Below are 17569 nucleotides of genomic sequence, written 5' to 3'. Positions count from 1 at the left end.
GTAGCCGATAATTTTCCTAGTCAATTGTCCAGGAAGTGATGGGTTTCTCTTGATTGCTGCTTTTAAAATAACGGTTTTCATAAATGTGTCTGAGTAATAAAATACTATCATTGATGTGATAAATACGTTTTTTCTGGTAGTCGGCCTTAATTAAAAAGAGTAAGTTCATTAAAGAATACCATTCAATCCGCAAATAGGTTTCTTCACTGACATGTAAGTTATAAAGGTCGAACCAGTGGTCCCAATCTTCCAAGGGAATGTATTGGACTAAGAGCTGGGTAATGTCAAAAATGGGGTCAGCAATGCAGACCTTCTCCCAGTCTACCAAGTATAAGCGATGGTCTTCTGACAAAATAAAATTACGGCGGTTGAGATCGCTATGGCAAACAGTGCGCCGGGCGTTTTGCACAAAAGACAAGGTGTCATAGAGGTAATCCTTAACACTATTAATATAGGTTAGGGAGTCCAGATCCTCACTAAGATTGTTTTCAAATTCGTGTAAGAAATCTTCAGGTTTATAGGTTTTTCCACCAATCTTCACCAACATATTATAGAGATTGTCAGAGTGGTGGTAGCGTGACATTAACTTAGTCACGATGCCTTGCTGGATTTCTTGGGCTGACAGGGTGTGTCCATAAAGCCATTCTTGAGCGGAGTAAACGTCACCGCTAGCAGTTCTTTTGGTCCAGATCAAGCGGGGGGTAATCCCCTCCATGGACAAGGCAGCTAAAAAAGGAGAAGAATTTCGCTTCAGAAATATCCGCTCTTGATTATGTGTTCCCATAAAAGCTTGGCCAGTATCGCCACCTATTGGGTGCAAGGTCCATTCTTTATCGAATTGGAACTCCATAACTTCTCCTCCCTTTCTCCCGATTATATTTAAACAGTATCTCTTATTTTAGTCAGAAATTAGAGGATCGTCAATAATTATCTATGTAATTTTTCCAAGAGACGATTTTTTCCTCGTAGGCGACGGGGTAAATAGACCCGGGTGAAAAGGATAGTCATTAATCCCGCTAAAATCAAGAAAATCACACTGTCTTGCCAGGATTTGCTCATTAGGAAAGTCATCGTAAGCAAAGCCGTCTGCAAGCCTATCGGCAGGTATAAAAAGCGACGAAAAGCAGGTAAAGCTTGCCCCTGGTCTAGGGGGTAGATTTTCATTAAGGGATGCTTATAATAGCGACGATAGAGCGGTAAAATTTGAAAATGACTGGCATAAAGCATTAAAAGTCCTAAGCAGTAGGTCAGCGGGTGACTAGGTAAGAAATAAACCAAGAGAGTCGCTAGGACAGTGAGTCTGAACCATAAATTGAAATAATCTTGACTCCGAAAAAAGGCCCTTTGGTAGAGGAAATAGTAGGGATTGTTATTGCTGGACATAAGCAGTGGATCTAAACATTTCCGCCGCTTAACCGCCCTTTGAACCGTAGGTACATCCACAAACAGGCTCAAAACCTGGTTAACCCTTTCTTGGCGTTGGCTTTCCTCACTTGCAATCTTTAACCAATCCCATTGCTTTTCACCCTGCCAGTTTTTACTGGTCAGATAATAGATGACAATCATCACAAAAACAAAAGCCAGGGCCAAAAAGATCTTTCCACGTACAGCAAAATACAACTGACAAAAGCTATAAGCTGCAATCAAAACCATCAAGAGCCTACTTTTGCTGGGACTGTAAAAATGAAATTTTTCCAAAACTGACCGTAACTGGAGAGCCTTCAAGCCGACCATTACCACAAAGATGGCAAAGACCTGGCCCCCTGACAAGCCTTGGTGAATCAGTAAGAAGGGATAAGATACCCCCACAAATAAGGCATAGATCCCCGTCGGCAGAAGTAAGCTATAGGCTAGGGCCTGGCTAAAGTAAGCTTTAAAGTTCCTTTCCCGAGCCAGTAAAAAGACCGTATCCGCCTTTTGAATGAAGCTAGCTATCTGTCCTATCCCCATCACTAAGGCCGTGGCAATGACTAGCCAGATCCATTGGTAAAGCGGGTTAAAAGTCGTTAAAGTCTTTAGCCACTGGCTATATTGAAAGGCTAAGGCCGCTAAAATAAAGGCCAGAGCTAAAATAAAGTGGTCATTAAAAATATATTTAAAATAACGGAAAATTCGTTTTTGCTGACTTAGACGGCGTTTGGGATAGAGCTCTTTAAAGGTCATGGCTCTGCCCTCTTACTAAGTCAACATAGAGTTCATCCAAGCTGGCGTCTGCCTTATTGAAGCGCTGACGGATCTCCAGCAAAGTCCCTTGGGCTTTAATTTGTCCCTCATGGAGAAAGATAAAGCGGTCACAGTAGTGCTCAGCGCTGGAGAGGATATGGGTTGACATTAAAATTGCTGCCCCGGCTTGGCGTTTCTTCAGTAATAATTGAGTAAAGTCATCAATTCCCAGTGGATCTAAACCGACAAAGGGTTCATCAATAATGTATAGCATGGTATCCACTAACATAGCACAAACAATCATGACCTTTTGCTTCATGCCCTTAGAAAAATGGATGGGTAACCAGTCCAATCGTTCGGTTAAACGAAAACGTTCTAAGAGCGGCTCGGCATTAGCCATGGCTTGGTCTGGGTCAATATGGTAGGCCAAGGCGATGACTTGGATATGCTCGCGTAAAGTGAGCTCTGGATAGAGGATCGGTTGTTCGGGGATATAGCTAAGGGCTTGACGGTAGGCCTGGTTATCCTCAGCCAGTGAATGGCCATTCACCAATATCTCCCCCGCACTCGGCTTGAGCAGACCTAAAATATGCTTAATAGTGGTTGATTTGCCAGCCCCATTCAAGCCAATCAATCCAACAATTTCACCAGCTTGAACGGAAAAATTTAAATCGTGGAGGACCGTATAATTACTATAACCCCCACTTAAATGTTCTACAGATAGTGTCATCTTTCAATTCCTTTGCTATTGATAATCTAATCTTAAGACCTCATTTTACACCTAGTTTAGCAAATATCCAGAATTTTTTCGATCAGGGGCGGCCGAAAAAATCCGCGTAGAAAAATTGTGACTTACCTAGGCTTGTGATAAACTTAAGCTAAATGAATAAGTCAATTAGAGAGGACGATATATCATGGAAGATTGCATTTTCTGTAAAATCGCAAACCGGGAAATCCCCACTAATCTAGTCTATGAAGACGAAGTAGTCACTGCTTTCTTAGATAATTCTCAAGTTACCAAGGGGCACACCCTACTCGTTCCAAAAAAACATCTGAAAGATATCTTTGACTACGATGTCAAGGATGCTGGAGCGATTTTTAGACGGATTCCTATTATTGTCGAAGCCATTAAGAAGGCCTTCCCAGACGTAGAAGGAATTAACATCTTAAATAACAACGGTGAAATTGCCTATCAATCGGTCTTCCATTCTCACATTCACATCATTCCTCGCTACCAAAAAGAGGAAGGTTTTGCTGTCAAATTTACCAATAACGGTGACAATTATAGTGATGAAGACTTAGCCAAAATTGCTAAAACCATTAACGAAAATATTGAGGTGTAGTCGATGTTAAAAGCATTTTTAAAAGGTTTGGGCTTGGGCGCCCTCCTTGCGGGTTCTTATGCCCTCTTGAAAACGCCCCATTCTGGCGAAACCAACCGCCGCATTCTAAAAGATTATAGTAAACGTTTATCAGGCGCAGCTACCGATCTTACGGGGTCCTTAGCTGAAACCCAAGTAGCCATTAGCGATTTGGCTAATCAAGGCATGCAGACCCTTGGCTCAGCCCGGGACGACATTCAACTAGCAATCCGTGACTTCCAACGCACCGCCGTCCCCCAAATGAATCGTATCCAAGAACAAGTCGCCCAATTACAGGCCGATGTGGATAATTCTGCTCTCTTAAATGGGGAAACAGATAGTGATGAAACGGCCGATAAAGAAGGCGAATAATCCGAAGATAGTAGGAGAAAAGAAGTTTAAGAATCTTTGAAGGTTCTTAGACTTCTTTTCATTAGCATTGAGTTAGAATAAGAGCTGTGCTATATTTTTAGAGTATATTGAATGAAATGATTAGGAGTTTGATTTATGAAATTTAAGAAAAAATTCACCCTGGGCCTAGTTTCTAGTCTATGCGCCTTCACTCTGGCAGCTTGCCAAAGCCAAAGCAATGACAGCGCTGTGGCGACCGGCGATGATATTAAAATTACCCAAGGTCAATTGAATGACCAAATGAAGAAAGTTGCCGGCGATCAGACCCTTCGCCAACTCATCCTTTCTGAAATCTCTAAACAAGAAGTGGGTAAGGACCGTTATAAGGAAATTGAACAAGAAACTGACCAACAAATTGCGGCAACCAAGGCCCAAGTTGGTGATAACGACAAATTCCAAAATGTCCTCAAAAGTTCCGGCGTACCTTCTGAAGAAGCCTACAAAGAATCACTAATCCAATACACCCTCACCCAAGAGGCCCTCAAGAAAAATATTCCTGTTTCAGACGAAGAATTAAAGAAAGCCTACGAAGACTATGAACCCGCTGCGGAAATTTCGCATATCTTAGTAGAAGATGAAAATGAAGCCAAGGATATTATCAAACAATTAGACCAAGGTGGCGACTTTAGTGCATTAGCTAAAGAACACAGTAAAGATCCAGGCAGCAAAGAAAAAGGAGGGTCTTTAGGTCAAGTTGAAAAAGGCCAAATGGTCAAAGAATTTGAAGACGCTGCCTTCAAACTAAACGAAGGGGAATACACCAAGGAACCGGTCAAATCCCAGTACGGTTACCACATCATTAAATTAGATAAAAAGGGTCAAAAAAGTAGCTTTGAAGATGAAAAAGATAATTTAACTGAACAAGTGAAGAATAAGAAAATGCAAGACCCTTCTACCCTCCTCCAAGTCACCAGTGACCTTTTGAAGAAATACAATATTGACATTAAGGACTCCGACCTAAAATCTGCTCTCGACCAATTCAAACCAAAAGAAGAGGACAAGAAAGCAGATAAAGATTCTAAAGAAAAATCAAAAGACCAAGGCAAAAAACCAGACAATAAAGACGATCAAAAAGGACAAGAAAACAGCCAAAGCCAAGCAGAATCTGATAAAAAATAGTCTATCAGTAAAAGAGCATGCTCCAAGGAATCTCCTCGGGCCATGCTCTTTTCATTTTATTTGACATTGGTAAATAATTTCCGCTTATGGTCATAGTGGGCATAAAGCAGACCAAAGTTATCCAAGTGCTTCCTTTGCCAAGGTTTTTTCTTGCCACAAAAATGTAAGAGGACCCCGTGATTAATGACCCAATCATGGGTCCACTCCCCTTCACTAATCAAGTCATAAAGTTTACTATAGCGGACATCATAGTTGTAAATTTGATCTGGCACATCATAGATATACTGGCTATACAAGGCATTGAGGACATCCTGATCAGGCAGAATTAATTGATAGCGATTTTCATGGATAAAGTCAAAAATATCTTCGGCTTTCACCTTTTGTCGTATCGCCTTAAGATTCATCAATAAAACTCCAGAATTATAATAGTGGTCAGCCTGGCTATTCCCTAAGCGCAATTTATTGATCTGGTCAGTAATCTTAGTCAGCTTAGCGTGACTGGCTGCCCCATATAAATTATTTCCTAGTTCAGTTTCATATAAGGGCGATACATCATTAATACAGAGAATATCAGCATCTAAGTAAAGGATCTTCTCTAACTGATCAGGCAAGAAATAGTGGGCTAGCAAGCGGTAGTAGATAGTCTCTGGATAGCGTTTAGAAACCGGTGCCTCTTTAAAAATATCTTGATCAACAAGCACCGGGTGGTAAGTCATTCCCATAGTTTGTAAAAAGCGATCAATTTGATTGCGGGCCGCTAGGGGCTGTTTTTGCAAGATATAAACTTGATAGTCACGTTTGGCTGTGTTTTTATAGATGGAGTAAAGCGTGGTTAGCATGGGCTCCACATAGTGGTCATCAACGGCAAATAATAAGTTCATTCCATAGCTCCTTGACTAAAAAATAGCTTAAACTTACTTTACCATGCCCAGAAGAATTAAAGCTTAAGAAGTCAAAGCTTAATAAATTCTCAACAAAAAAGTGCGACAATCACGCCAAAGGACTAAATCGCTGGTGGAAAATATTAAAAGCACCGTTATAAGGATGTGAGTACGGCATTAGAGATTTGAATTGCTGGAGGAAAACACCATAAGCACAGCAAGTCTGTGCATTGGCATTTTTTGAAGCGGACGTTCGTCCTGTGACTGGAGCTCGTTTTGATTAGACAGTCCATATATTAAAAAGGAGGTCAAAACAATAGTCTCGATCTCCTTTTTCAGTTCTCATTAAATATTTTGATAATAGTCATCACTTGGATGGTAGAAAGAACGTCCTTCTAAGCCCATAATTTTTGGAGTAAATTCACCAGGCTCAACATCCTTTAAGTGACTGGTCATCATATTAATCTTTGCATCCAGGTCATCCACCCGATGAAGGATTTCAGCTTCCAATAGGCGCGGAGTTACCGGACTACCGAATTCATTCTTCCCGTGGTGGGCAAGAATCATATGTTTGAGTAAAACGACTGCTTCTTCATCTTGGCGGTAACCTAGCTGTTCTGCGGTGAGGGAAATTTTTTGCCCCATCAAAGAAATATGGCCAATAAGGTTCCCCTCAATAGAATAGTCCCCACTTAAAGGATCCACAAATTCAATCACCTTAGCGGTATCATGGAGGATAACCCCAGCATAAAGCAAGCTTTTATCCACATTAGGGTAAAGTTTAGCAATCGCTTGAGCCAGGCGTAACATGGAAACGGTGTGGAAGGCTAAGCCTCCAACAAAGGCATGGTGGTGTCGTTTGGCAGCTGGATATTGGTAGAAAATATCATCGTATTCGGTCATGATGCTGCCCACAATTTTCTTGAGTACCGGATGCATAATGCTTTTGATACCCGCTTCAATTTCAGCCTTCATATCTTCTACCTTCATGGGGCCGTCAGCAATAAACAAGCTCGGGTCATTGGGTTCACCATCATGGGCTAGACGCAAGCCCGAAATCTTCACTTGGGGTTGGCCATTATATAATTCCCGGTGTCCCTTTAAGCGGACCACCCGACCACTTTGAAAGGCCTCCACTTCATCTTCCATAGCACTCCAATACATGCCGTCAATAGTCCCTGATTTATCTTGGAAAGTAAAGGCAATGAAGTCGCGTCCATTGCGGTCAGTTCGCACATTAGCATTTTTTATCAAAATATAGAGATCAAATTTTTCATTTTGCGGAATTTCATAAATTAAGCGCTTATCCATAAATTAAGTTGGCTTCCTTTCTATGCTTCTAAGTGATGAACTTGGTCGGAATGTAAGCCTTGGGTAATTTCTTGGTCAAAGGTAAAGACAATAATTTGACGGGATAGACTCTTTTCTTTCAAGAAGCGATAAATATTTTGTCGGTATTCTTGGTCTAAATGAGCAAAACCTTCGTCAATCAGAATTGGCAAGTCTTGGTGGCCAAGTTGGGCGTCTAAGAAGGCAAATCGCATAGCCACAAACAAGAGAGCCTTCTCCCCACGGGATAGTTGGTTAACACTGGTCCATTGGTCTCGCATCGGTTGATAGACTTCGACACTGTCATCAGTATAGCGCATCTTTTCGAATTTAGTATTGGTTAAATCGAAGAGATAGCGATTGGCTTGGGCAAGAACTCGTTGGACCGTATCTTGGCCTTGTCCCAAAGTTGCTTCTTCCATCGTCTTAGCCGCCAAGGTATCACTGGCCCAAGCGACCGCGGTATCATAGGATTGATCAACTTGTTCTTGCTTGTCTTGTTCCATAGCTTGTAAAGCTTGGCTGTTTTTCATTTGCTTCAATTGATTTTCAATCCGCGCAATATCAGCAAGTAAGACTTGTCTTTGGCCTTCATAGCTATTGATTTGGTCTTTGGTGGTCTTAATTTTTTCGCTAACTTCCGCTTCATCTTCATTTAAAGCTGAAGCCTTTTTATCCAGATATTGGTTTAAGAATTGGTAGCGAGCTTCTTTGTCCTTAAATTGACCATAGGCAGTCAAGGCTTTTTCTAGGTCTGCGCGGTCGGTTAAGTTGTATTGTTTTAGGAAGTTCTCCTCAGTTTTTTCAAGTTGGTCAATATGGTCAGCTAACTGGCTGAGACGGGCTTGCTTGGCTTTTTGTTCTTGGTCTTCATAATCAAGATTAGCCGCATAAAGTCGATAATTGTGGTAGTCATCTTCAAACTGTTGGAATAAGGAATCCAGTGACAGGGCCTGATTATGGCTTGCTTGGCGGTAATCTGACCATTCCGCTTGATGAGCTTGCCCAAAAGCGCCTGCCCCACTTTGATGGATCAGTTGGTTAATTTCCCTTTCCAAATCTTCAATTTGTTTCACATAGTCGGTTTGTAGCCAAACCAGGGGCATGATGTAAGGGGACCCACCCTTAGCTTGTAAGAAAGCCTCTAAATCCTTGGTAAATTGCTTGGATTCTTCCTCTAGTTCTGCAATTTGTTGGTTTTGATTATCGATTTGGCGTTGGATTTCAGCCGTTTCACTATCGATATCGCGTAAGTCTAATTGGTAGGCCTTCTCTTCTTCATTAACATAGTGTTTCCCTTTGCGTTCTTGGAACCAGGCAATTAAGACAAAGATTAAACCGAGTATTAAAGCGGGCATTCCCGCTCCCCGCCAGAAAGGACTGGTGTGGAAGAGTGAAATCGCATAACATATTATACCAACAGCTAATAAGGTCATCCCAATCGGACGAATCCAGGACTGGGTATATTTATAAACAGTGGCTTTGAAGTCATCATAGTTGCTGGAAATCTCTTGACGTTCTTGGCCAAGACTTTCCCGGTCTTCCATCAAGTTTTCTAGGCCGGCTTTGGTATTTTTGTAGAAGACCCGGCGGCTATCGATAGCTTTTTGGCGTTTTTGCCATTCTTCGCGCTCTTCGTTGGTGAAATCACGCGGCAATTCATCAATGGTTTCAGCTCCTAAGGCTGAAAGTAAGCGGCTTTCTTGGTAACGTTTCTCGACAATTTGATCATGGAGATTCTCATTTTGCCGGATTTGTTCCCGGTAAGCCCGGGCTTCAGCCAACATTTGCTCACTAATGCCGAGATGGTCACTGATCCATTGTCCCCCAGTATTCAATTCTTCTTCTGGTTCCGCTTCTACAGAATCCATAATCACAAAGCCCTCAGGGTTGAGCTCCTGATACTCCTCAACCAAGCGGTCCTTGGTGTTCACAATGTTTTGCCATTGGTCAACATCCTTGTCTGAAAAACGTGGTCCATCATATTGGGCGAGTTCAAAGCCCAGTGCTACCCGCTCTTCATCAGAGGCGCTCTGTTGGTCAGCCTTTTCTAAGTCCATTAAGCTTTGTCGAGCATTTTGTTCAGCACTTTGAACTTCTGCCAAGGCCGCCTTTTTATCTGACAATTCTTGGTCCAAGTCAAAATAGGCGTCTTCCTCTTGACGGGCAGCCACCAAGTCTTGGTTTTGCCTTTCTAGTTCAACCATTTCTTGGTTAAGCTTAGGATTTTGTCCTTGGGGCCGGTAGAGGCTGTCGGCATCCGCTTGTAATTGGTCGACTTCCTGGCTAAGAGAGAGCTTACCAGTCACACCTAAGTTGACTAAACTACGGGCAAAATCTTCTTCCGATTCCCAGATAAATTGCATTAAATCAGGTTCAGTAAAGCCAAAATAGGCTAAATAGGTATCCCGGGTCAAATCTCCAAAAAGTTGTTTAAAATGATCAACTTCCTTGGCTTCTTGACCGGCAATAGACATTTTTAAGACTTGCTTACCATTGGCCCGGGTACGTTCAATGGCACAATCGCCCCATTGAGTATCCTTAAAATATAGACGCCCCCCGAAGCGAACTTGGTCATTGGTATCAAAATCACGGCTCCCCTTTCGTCGTTGGTTGGGGAAACCGAACATGATACTTAGAACGAAGCTCATCAAAGTCGATTTTCCCGACCCGTTTGGGCCTAGGAAAACATTAAAGTCATCCGTCAATTGAAATTGGCGGTGGACAAATTTCCCATAGCCAAAGATGTCGATTGCTTGTAATTTCATTTGTTATGATTCCTCCGTGCTTGCTTATTTTTGATAGAGAGAGAGTAAAATTTTATTTCTAGTTGCGACTAGGACGTCTTCTTGGAACTGGCTTAGTGAGATGGCCGGCTGCAAGTGGCGCTGCCAAAGTGGGTGGTCTAATAATTCATTTAACACCTGGTCAAAGGCTTCTGGATCCTGATAGTGGTCGAGGGTTTCCATCAAGGCCTGCTCGTATAAACTGGCCTGGTCCAACCTTTTGCTTCCTTTGATTTCAAAGCGCAAGTCAGCCAGAAAAACGTCATTCTGGTCTTGGTACTGCCACTGTAATTGGTCGAATAAGTCCTTGGCATAGTCCTCCCAGAAAGCCAAGCTATCGCTGTCTGAGCCGTCCACGCGATAGTGGAGGCGCAAGACATAATGTAAGCCCTCTGCTCTTGCCTGGTCCACTTCAGCTTGATATGCCTTTTGGAAAAGTGCTTGCAAATCACTGACCCCGTGAATTGGAGGCGCAATCGCTTGGTGGACTTTAAATTGCCAATCAGTCGTTTCGATGCTTTCAATGATTGGATCCTTTCCTTGTTCAAGCGAGACCAGGACACCACCTTTAGGGCCAGTTTCTTTGAAATGGGTCCCTTGGATATTGCCGGGATAGATGATAGGTGTTTGCTCGGATAATTGTTGGGCTGCATGAATATGCCCCAAGGCCCAGTAGTCATAGGCTAATTGTTGTAAATGGCTTTTTTGAAAAGGGGCATAGTGGTCTAGTTGACTGTTTCCCTGACTTTCCTGGCCGTGAAACATGCCAATGTGGTAGTCAACATGATTATAACGCTTAGGAAAATATTGGCTATAATCTTCCGTTAACCAGCGCTTGGGATAGGAAAAGCCGGTAATAGCCACCTGGTCACCCCTAGCGGTAGTAAACTCTAGGGTAGTTACCTGCCGTGGAAAGACCCGGGTAGAGGCTGGCAAGGCCAGGTGTTTTTCTTTTTGGCTCTTATAGTCATGGTTACCAAACAAAATAAAAGAGGCGATGCCTGCCTGGTCCAAGCGCTCCAAGCCCTTAACGAGGGCAAACTGTTCTGCCAAGGTCCCCTCAGGACTGTCATAGAGGTCTCCTGCGAGTAAGACACAGTCAACCTCCTCATTGATGGCAATATCGATCAAACGATTGTAGGAGTCAATGGTCGCTTGCCTTAAGGCTTGGTACACTTTATGGTTTTGTTTTTTATTTTTTTCATTGTTTGACCGAGATGCAGGTCAGCCGCATGAACAAAGCGTAACAAGTCATCGCACCCTTTCCTTATTGATACTTCCCTAGTTTATCATATTTTAACGGGCTTTGTCGCAAGATTTATCGGCGAATTCAAGGCGATAGGTCCTCAACAATTGCTCACTAGAAAATATTTTCAAAATAAAAAATAGCCACCTCAAAGATTTGAGGTGACTAGAGGCTTAATTATTCGCCATCTTTATCTTCTGAACTGAGTTTAGTTGCTTGGTTAGCACGGTCATAGATCTCACGAATAGGACGACCAACCGCTTGGTTAACATCTTCAACGTATTGGTTGAGTTGTTGTTCTTTTTGCATTAACTCACTTAACACCGCATTGTTAGCCAAGGTTTTTTGCATGTCTTCAGCTTTTTTAACATCCTCTTCACTTAACTCTTGACCTAATTGCATCTTAGTTTGGACGCTAGTTTGATAGTTTCTAAAATTAATGTAGAGTTCACGTGCTTCGTCATCATTAAGAAGCTTATCCATCGCCTCACTTAAGGCATCATAAGCGTCTAATTCGCGAATGTCACGTTCTAATTGGTTAATGGTATCGTAAATATTTGCCAAATTGATCTCTCCCTTATATGTTTTTTCAATATACCATGGATAGGATTGTTTTTAAAGTATTTTACTAACCCAGCCAGTTCAGTGACTGAATGGTAAACCTACAGTAAACCTCTGAAATAATCAAAGAGATTTCGCCCGCCATCAATAATTCGGTTGATTACGTCTTCATTGTCTGAGCTAGAATGAGGTGATTGACTAGCCTCTTCTCCGTTATTATATTCAAAACGATTACCGTATTGCTTAGCCGCTGATTCCACGGAAAAAGCAGTTCCAGGACTATTAGCCAGGATTCCTTGGAGGATGGTATTGAAACTAGAGTGGGAATTAACTCCAGAGTAGGCGGAAATATAGTTTTCCGAAGAGGTTTGGTCAAAACCAAACCAGGAAGTCACTACCACATCAGGGGTATAGGCGACAAACCATTCATCATTATAGCCCGCTGCATTAGGATCATCCAAAGTCAATTCAACTGTCCCCGTCTTCCCAGCAACTTGGTAACCCGCTGGTTCAGCTTGAGAGCCGGTATAGTTTCCGTCATAAACCGCTAACATCATGCTGGTCATTTCCTTAGCAACGCCTTGAGACATCACCGTGTTTTGCTTAGGGCTCTGTTCCTTAACCACTTCCTCACCATTAGGACCGACAATTTTTCGGATGAAGTAGGCCTCGGAACGTTTCCCATTATTAGGAAAGGCTGTATAAGCACTGGCTAGCTGGATAGGTGAAACCCCTTCCGTCAACCCACCCAAGGCACTGGCTAAGGAGAGGTCCTTATCCGTATAAGGAATACCGAAAGCATCAAGTTTCTTCATGGCTGTATTGACCCCCACTTGGTCCATCAACCAAACTGCTGAGGTGTTTTTACTTAGGGCCAAGGCCTCCCAGAGCGGTAAGTCGCCATTCGATTGATGGTTCCAGTTTTCAGGCCGGTAGTTGTCAGTCCCGTAAGAGCGGACTTCATCAGGCACTTGGTCATTCTTAGAAAAACCATGTTCTAGGGCTGGAACATAAACATTTAAAGGTTTGAGTGTTGAACCTGGTTGCCGTTTCATTTGAGTAGACCGGTTAAAGCCACGGAAGTGATAGTCGCCCACCCCACCAACACTGGCTAAGACACCGCCATTATAGGGGTCTAGGGCCACGGTCGCACTTTGCGAAGCCTGACCACTATTGTTAGTTGGAAAGAGTTGCTTATTCTCATAGGCAGCCTCTAACTGACTTTGGTAGGTCGGGTTAAGATTGGTATAAATCTTATAACCCCCGTTCATAACCTCTTCTTCGGTCAAACCAAACTTATTGATCGCTTCTTCTAAGACGCTATCGAAATAATAAGGGTACTTGGATTGGTCACTAGCCACGGGATTATTCATCTGTGGCATCACTGTGGCTTGAGCACTTTGGGCCTCAGTTTCACTGATAAAGTCATTATTACTCATCAGAGAAAGCACCAAATTTCGGCGTCCTTGAGCTTCTTCATAATTATCAATTGGATTATAGAGGCTGGGCCCCTTCAAGGCTCCGGCTAGGACTGCCGCATTAGGTAAATTAAGGTCAGCAGCATGGGTTCCAAAGTATTTTAAGGACGCATCTTCTACCCCATAAACCCCATTACCAAAATAGGTATGATTGAGATACATTTCTAAGATTTGATCCTTAGAGTATTTCTTTTCCACTTCTAGGGCGATAAAGAGTTCTTTAAACTTTCTCAGCAGGCTCTGTTCATTAGTTAAGAAGGAATTTTTTACTAATTGCTGGGTCAGAGTGGATCCCCCACCAACCACATTTCCGCGGTGAACCACATAGCCCACCATGGCCCGGCCAATCCCGATAATATCAAAGCCAGGATGTTGGTAAAAGCGCTTATCTTCAGTCGATATGACAGCATTTTGAATATTAGGTGAAATCTGATTTAAGGACACATAGGTTCCGCGTCCGTCAGCCATTTCCCCAACGGCTTGGTCAGATTGGTCATAAATCTCGGTAGTCATTTGGAGCCGGGCTTGTAAGTCATCGACATTAGTCATCTTTGCCCCAACCACTAAATAAGATTCGAAAATAAAGATGATCAAGAGGACAAGAAAGATTAGCCACTTCGTCAGACGAAATTTCTTCCAGTAGTGACCTAAAAAGGCTTTGACCTTGTCAAACCAGGAACTTTCTTGCTGTTCTCCCTCATTCATATCGCTGCCCCCTTTCAAGTATTCAATTCATCTTACTACAGTTTCTTCATTAATATTTATCCTTGAAGCGATATTTAAATTTTCTTATTTATCATTTAATCTTTTTTAAATTTGCTAATTTGTCATGGTCATAACTATGGGTAAGCTCTAAGTCATTGAAGGCTTGTTGGCGGAGGACTTCATAGATACAAATTGCTGCACAATTGGACAAATTAAGGCAGCGGACATGGGTATCATCCATAGGAAGACGCAGGCATTGGTCTTCATGTTCATGCATAAAGGCTTCCGGTAGACCCGTGGTTTCCTTACCAAACATGAGGAAGATATCTTCTCCCCGCTTTTTATGGGCCATGTAATCAATATCGGTATAATTCTTGGTAGCGAATTTACTGATTAAATACAAAGGCCGACCATCCAAATAATTTATAAAGGCCTTCAAGTCGTCATGATAGGTAATGTCTAAGGCATCCCAATAATCGAGTCCAGCCCGCTTCAAATGTTTATCATCCGTTTGAAAACCCAGGGGTTCGATTAAGTGCAGATGGGTGTCAGTCGCTGCACAGGTACGGGCAATATTTCCAGTATTGGCTGGAATTTCTGGTTCAAATAATACAATATGGTTTGTCATTAAAATCTCCTCTTCAAAATATTCTCATCTTATCTATTATACCCCTAGCTGGATGATTACGAAACCAAGACTTAGAAACAGGAAAAAATCGCTTAATGTTCAAAAAATGTTCGCATTTTATCCCGATAAAGGGTAGAATAGGGATAACTTATTCTAATTATTGCTCAAAATACCAAAGGAGGAAAAAGAGTGGCAAACTTAAAGCAACGGATTCTTGAAGATGGTAAAGTATTTCCGAACAACGTTTTGAAGGTTGATTCATTCCTCAACCACCAAATCGACCCTAGTGTTATTAGTGACATTGCTGATAATATCATCGCTTACTACGATGGTCGCGAGATCACCAAAATTGTTACCGTCGAAGCATCCGGCATTGCACCATCGATTATCATCGCCGAAAAATTAGGGGTTCCTATGGTTTTCGCTAAGAAGCAACAACCATCTACCCTTAAGGACCAAGCTGTTTACGGGAGTAAGGTGCATAGTTACACCAAGGATACTGATAGTTTTGTGATTATCAGTAAACAATACTTAAGTTCAGACGATAAGGTTTTGATTATCGATGATTTCTTAGCCAATGGTGAAGCTGCTATGGGACTCATTGATATTGTTAACCAAGCCCAAGCTGAAGTGGTAGGTGTGGGTATCTGTATTGAAAAATCCTTCCAAGATGGCCGCCAACGCATCCTCGATGCCGGCGTTGACCTCTATTCCGAAGTACGGATCGCCTCTCTAGCCAACAGTAAAGTCGAATTCGCCCAAGGGCACTAGTTGTTAAATAAAATGAAAGAGAGTGTGACAAAAGTCAAAAGAGCCCTGAACCACTGGAACAAACTATGGAAGATAGGCGCAAGCCTATCGCACATAGTTCGTGAAGTGGACGTCAGGGCTGACTTTTGGAACACGTTTTGATTAGATAGATCGTATTTTGAAAAGAGTCTGAGACTTTTGTCCCAGACTCTTTTTTGTATTCACTTTTTCAAAGCTAGTAATCGCGCCTGCTATTCGGTCACGATATTTTGCGGATCATCCTTGAGGTAATGATAAATATTATCAAAGGCAGTTTTGGCTAATTTTACCATGGCTTCATCTGTTAAATAGCCCACATGCGGGGTGAGTTGAATATTTTTAGCATGGAGAAGTGGGTAATCATCTGCCAATGGTGGTTCACTATCAAAGACATCAATGCCTGCTCCAGCAATCTTCTCTTCGTTAAGGGCTTGGGCTAGAGCTTCATTATCCACAATTGGTCCCCGGGCCACGTTAATTAAAACTGCTGATGACTTCATTTTTCTGATCATTTCCTTAGAAATCATACCTTTAGTTTGGGCGTTATTCGGTAGGTGGATGGAAACAATATCACTTTCAGCCATCACTTCTTCTAAACTATGGTATTCAATTCCTAAAGCCTTGGCTTCTTCTTTTTCGCTGCGGCTGTAGGCAATCAAGTTCGCCCCAAAGGCCTTAAAAAGAGCAGCGGTGGCTAAACCAATCGATCCAGTTCCGATAATCCCAACCGTTTTACCAGCAATTTCCCTACCTTGATATACTTGGCTTAATTGGCTGCCCTTGCGGGTTTCTTGGTCATTGGCTTGGAGATGACGGTAGAGTGCTAAGGTTAGCCCAAGGGACAATTCAGCCACGGCTTGGTTAGCGTAACCAGAGGCATTGTTAACCATAATGCCCTTGTCTTTAAGAACATCCATAGCCACATGGTCTACTCCGGTAAAGGCCACATCCACTAATTGAGTATCCTCTAAGTTGGAGGCCACTTCCTCTGGGAAAGGGGTAGAATCAATAATCAGGATTTCAGCCCCTTCTGAACGCTTAGCCATTTCTTTAGGATCTGTGGTCTTGTCTTCATAATATACAAAGTCATGCCCGGCCTCAATTAAGGGCTGGGCCAATTCATCAATCAATTCTTTGGCTACATTTAAAGGTTGGACACTAACGATTTTCATCTAAAGACTCCTCTCTTCGTTCAGCAAATACTTTCTTATAAATTATACTTATCCTCATAAGCGTCTAGGGTGAGGCCGTCATGGTTGGACATAAAGCGCTCTTCCGATTTATCCCGGTAATTATCCATCACTTCTTGGAAGAGTTCAGCATTTGTTGGTGGGGTCCAAGAAATCGCATCAGCCCCAGCTTCAATGACCCTTTTTATATTTTCTTCGGATTTTCCGCCGGTGGCAATAATAGGGATATCAGGGAATTGGTCCCGGACCTGCTTGACTAATTCCACGGTGTGCCGGCCATTGGCAACATTGAGAATATCTACCCCGCTATTCAACTTGGAAAGCAAGTCATATTCTGAAATCACGGTAGAAATAATTGGGGAATCGATCCGATCTTCTATGGCTTGGATGGTTTCGATTGGCATAGGGGCATTACATACCACGCCTAAAGCCCCTTCTGCTTCTGAAAGCAAGGCGATTTCGACGCTCCGCATGCCCTGAGTCTTGCCCCCGCCTACGCCAGCAAAAACGGGTTGGGAAGCGACTTGTAAGATCGCGGAAATAATGCTGGGATGAGGCGTAAAAGGATAGACCGCTAGGATGGCGTCAGCATTAGAGTAAGTAATAGTCGCGACATCGGTAGAAAATAGTAGAGATTTAATGGTACGACCAAAGATCTGAATACCGGGCGCCTCTTCAATCACTTCCGGCACCATAATAATATCTTTTCTTAAAGCGGAACTGACTTTTTTGATAACTTTCTTTTTGCCTTGTTCTATCATGGCTACCTCTCATTTCATCTTTTTCTTTTACAGCCATATTTTAACGATTACTCAAGCTTTCGTCAAAATAATTTCCTTGTCCATTCTGTTGTCAGATGATTCTAATTTCAGACCTGCTTCTGGTGCACCTGTCACACTCTCCACAAAAAAAGAGGCGGCTA

General features: G+C 42.5%; 16 protein-coding genes. 4 read left to right on the top strand and 12 right to left on the bottom strand.

Annotated elements, in window-relative coordinates:
* Positions 1-16: 16 nt before the first annotated feature.
* The 3 genes from HMPREF9243_RS03115 to HMPREF9243_RS03105 all read right to left on the bottom strand — a co-directional run bounded on the left by HMPREF9243_RS03115 (position 17) and on the right by HMPREF9243_RS03105 (position 2893).
* Positions 17-850 carry a phosphotransferase family protein gene (locus HMPREF9243_RS03115; protein ID WP_013669321.1) on the bottom strand — a complete coding sequence of 278 codons (834 nt, stop codon included), beginning with the start codon at positions 848-850 and terminating at the stop codon, positions 17-19.
* Between the two features lie 77 nt (positions 851-927).
* Positions 928-2163, bottom strand: a complete 1236-nt coding sequence (locus HMPREF9243_RS03110) for an ABC transporter permease (RefSeq protein WP_013669116.1) — start codon at positions 2161-2163, stop codon at positions 928-930.
* Positions 2153-2893, bottom strand: coding sequence for an ABC transporter ATP-binding protein (locus HMPREF9243_RS03105; protein WP_013670051.1), 741 nt, complete (start codon positions 2891-2893; stop codon positions 2153-2155). Before HMPREF9243_RS03105 ends, HMPREF9243_RS03110 begins: the two co-directional genes overlap by 11 nt.
* Positions 2894-3077: 184 nt before the next feature.
* Here HMPREF9243_RS03105 and HMPREF9243_RS03100 point away from each other — a divergent pair, with 184 nt between their 5' ends.
* The 3 genes from HMPREF9243_RS03100 (at position 3078) to HMPREF9243_RS03090 (ending at position 5054) form a co-directional block, all read left to right on the top strand.
* Entirely contained in the window at positions 3078-3506 is a 429-nt protein-coding gene (locus tag HMPREF9243_RS03100; protein WP_013668663.1) for an HIT family protein, read from the top strand.
* 3 nt (positions 3507-3509) lie between these two features.
* Entirely contained in the window at positions 3510-3896 is a 387-nt protein-coding gene (locus HMPREF9243_RS03095; RefSeq protein WP_013669375.1) for a hypothetical protein, read from the top strand.
* A gap of 135 nt (positions 3897-4031) precedes the next feature.
* Positions 4032-5054 carry a peptidylprolyl isomerase gene (locus HMPREF9243_RS03090; RefSeq protein ID WP_013669982.1) on the top strand — a complete coding sequence of 341 codons (1023 nt, stop codon included), beginning with the start codon at positions 4032-4034 and terminating at the stop codon, positions 5052-5054.
* A gap of 56 nt (positions 5055-5110) precedes the next feature.
* Here the strand turns inward: HMPREF9243_RS03090 and HMPREF9243_RS03085 are convergent, their stop codons facing one another.
* The 7 genes from HMPREF9243_RS03085 to trmL all read right to left on the bottom strand — a co-directional run bounded on the left by HMPREF9243_RS03085 (position 5111) and on the right by trmL (position 14668).
* Complete coding sequence (locus HMPREF9243_RS03085) at positions 5111-5935, bottom strand: glycosyltransferase family 8 protein (protein ID WP_013669042.1); 825 nt, start codon at positions 5933-5935, stop codon at positions 5111-5113.
* A gap of 345 nt (positions 5936-6280) precedes the next feature.
* Positions 6281-7246 (bottom strand): 3'-5' exoribonuclease YhaM family protein, encoded by a 966-nt coding sequence (locus HMPREF9243_RS03080; protein WP_013668855.1) that lies wholly within the window; start codon positions 7244-7246, stop codon positions 6281-6283.
* 20 nt (positions 7247-7266) lie between these two features.
* Complete coding sequence (locus tag HMPREF9243_RS03075; protein WP_013669540.1) at positions 7267-10032, bottom strand: AAA family ATPase; 2766 nt, start codon at positions 10030-10032, stop codon at positions 7267-7269.
* A gap of 24 nt (positions 10033-10056) precedes the next feature.
* Entirely contained in the window at positions 10057-11226 is a 1170-nt protein-coding gene (locus tag HMPREF9243_RS09790; protein WP_049776737.1) for a DNA repair exonuclease, read from the bottom strand.
* Positions 11227-11473: 247 nt separating this feature from the next.
* Positions 11474-11860: a YlbF family regulator gene (locus HMPREF9243_RS03065; RefSeq protein ID WP_013669338.1), complete on the bottom strand. Its 387-nt coding sequence runs from the start codon at positions 11858-11860 to the stop codon at positions 11474-11476.
* Between the two features lie 98 nt (positions 11861-11958).
* On the bottom strand, positions 11959-14040 hold the full coding sequence (locus HMPREF9243_RS03060; protein ID WP_013668597.1) for a transglycosylase domain-containing protein: 2082 nt from the start codon (positions 14038-14040) through the stop codon (positions 11959-11961).
* Between the two features lie 91 nt (positions 14041-14131).
* A complete protein-coding gene (gene trmL / locus HMPREF9243_RS03055; protein WP_013669559.1) occupies positions 14132-14668 on the bottom strand; it encodes a tRNA (uridine(34)/cytosine(34)/5-carboxymethylaminomethyluridine(34)-2'-O)-methyltransferase TrmL in 537 nt (178 codons plus the stop codon).
* A gap of 189 nt (positions 14669-14857) precedes the next feature.
* Between trmL and HMPREF9243_RS03050 the strand changes: the two genes are divergently transcribed.
* Positions 14858-15439 carry a xanthine phosphoribosyltransferase gene (locus HMPREF9243_RS03050; protein WP_013669272.1) on the top strand — a complete coding sequence of 194 codons (582 nt, stop codon included), beginning with the start codon at positions 14858-14860 and terminating at the stop codon, positions 15437-15439.
* Positions 15440-15669: 230 nt separating this feature from the next.
* Here the strand turns inward: HMPREF9243_RS03050 and HMPREF9243_RS03045 are convergent, their stop codons facing one another.
* Positions 15670-16629 carry a 2-hydroxyacid dehydrogenase gene (locus HMPREF9243_RS03045; RefSeq protein ID WP_013669991.1) on the bottom strand — a complete coding sequence of 320 codons (960 nt, stop codon included), beginning with the start codon at positions 16627-16629 and terminating at the stop codon, positions 15670-15672.
* Between the two features lie 35 nt (positions 16630-16664).
* Positions 16665-17408 carry a hydrolase gene (locus HMPREF9243_RS03040; protein WP_013668641.1) on the bottom strand — a complete coding sequence of 248 codons (744 nt, stop codon included), beginning with the start codon at positions 17406-17408 and terminating at the stop codon, positions 16665-16667.
* Positions 17409-17569: the final 161 nt, after the last annotated feature.

This window comes from Aerococcus sp. Group 1, from assembly GCF_000193205.1.
GTDB classification, from domain to species: Bacteria; Bacillota; Bacilli; order Lactobacillales; family Aerococcaceae; genus Aerococcus; species Aerococcus urinae_A.
The sequence above is the reverse complement of the archived record's forward strand: the minus strand, read 5'-3'. Positions and strand labels throughout refer to the sequence as shown.

Coding starts and splice junctions, on each gene's coding strand:
- HMPREF9243_RS03115 (WP_013669321.1), bottom strand. CDS start 850: ATGGAGTTCCAATTCGATAAAGAATGGACCTTGCACCCAATAGGTGGC.
- HMPREF9243_RS03110 (WP_013669116.1), bottom strand. CDS start 2,163: ATGACCTTTAAAGAGCTCTATCCCAAACGCCGTCTAAGTCAGCAAAAA.
- HMPREF9243_RS03105 (WP_013670051.1), bottom strand. CDS start 2,893: ATGACACTATCTGTAGAACATTTAAGTGGGGGTTATAGTAATTATACG.
- HMPREF9243_RS03100 (WP_013668663.1), top strand. CDS start 3,078: ATGGAAGATTGCATTTTCTGTAAAATCGCAAACCGGGAAATCCCCACT.
- HMPREF9243_RS03095 (WP_013669375.1), top strand. CDS start 3,510: ATGTTAAAAGCATTTTTAAAAGGTTTGGGCTTGGGCGCCCTCCTTGCG.
- HMPREF9243_RS03090 (WP_013669982.1), top strand. CDS start 4,032: ATGAAATTTAAGAAAAAATTCACCCTGGGCCTAGTTTCTAGTCTATGC.
- HMPREF9243_RS03085 (WP_013669042.1), bottom strand. CDS start 5,935: ATGAACTTATTATTTGCCGTTGATGACCACTATGTGGAGCCCATGCTA.
- HMPREF9243_RS03080 (WP_013668855.1), bottom strand. CDS start 7,246: ATGGATAAGCGCTTAATTTATGAAATTCCGCAAAATGAAAAATTTGAT.
- HMPREF9243_RS03075 (WP_013669540.1), bottom strand. CDS start 10,032: ATGAAATTACAAGCAATCGACATCTTTGGCTATGGGAAATTTGTCCAC.
- HMPREF9243_RS03060 (WP_013668597.1), bottom strand. CDS start 14,040: ATGAATGAGGGAGAACAGCAAGAAAGTTCCTGGTTTGACAAGGTCAAA.
- trmL (WP_013669559.1), bottom strand. CDS start 14,668: ATGACAAACCATATTGTATTATTTGAACCAGAAATTCCAGCCAATACT.
- HMPREF9243_RS03045 (WP_013669991.1), bottom strand. CDS start 16,629: ATGAAAATCGTTAGTGTCCAACCTTTAAATGTAGCCAAAGAATTGATT.
- HMPREF9243_RS03040 (WP_013668641.1), bottom strand. CDS start 17,408: ATGATAGAACAAGGCAAAAAGAAAGTTATCAAAAAAGTCAGTTCCGCT.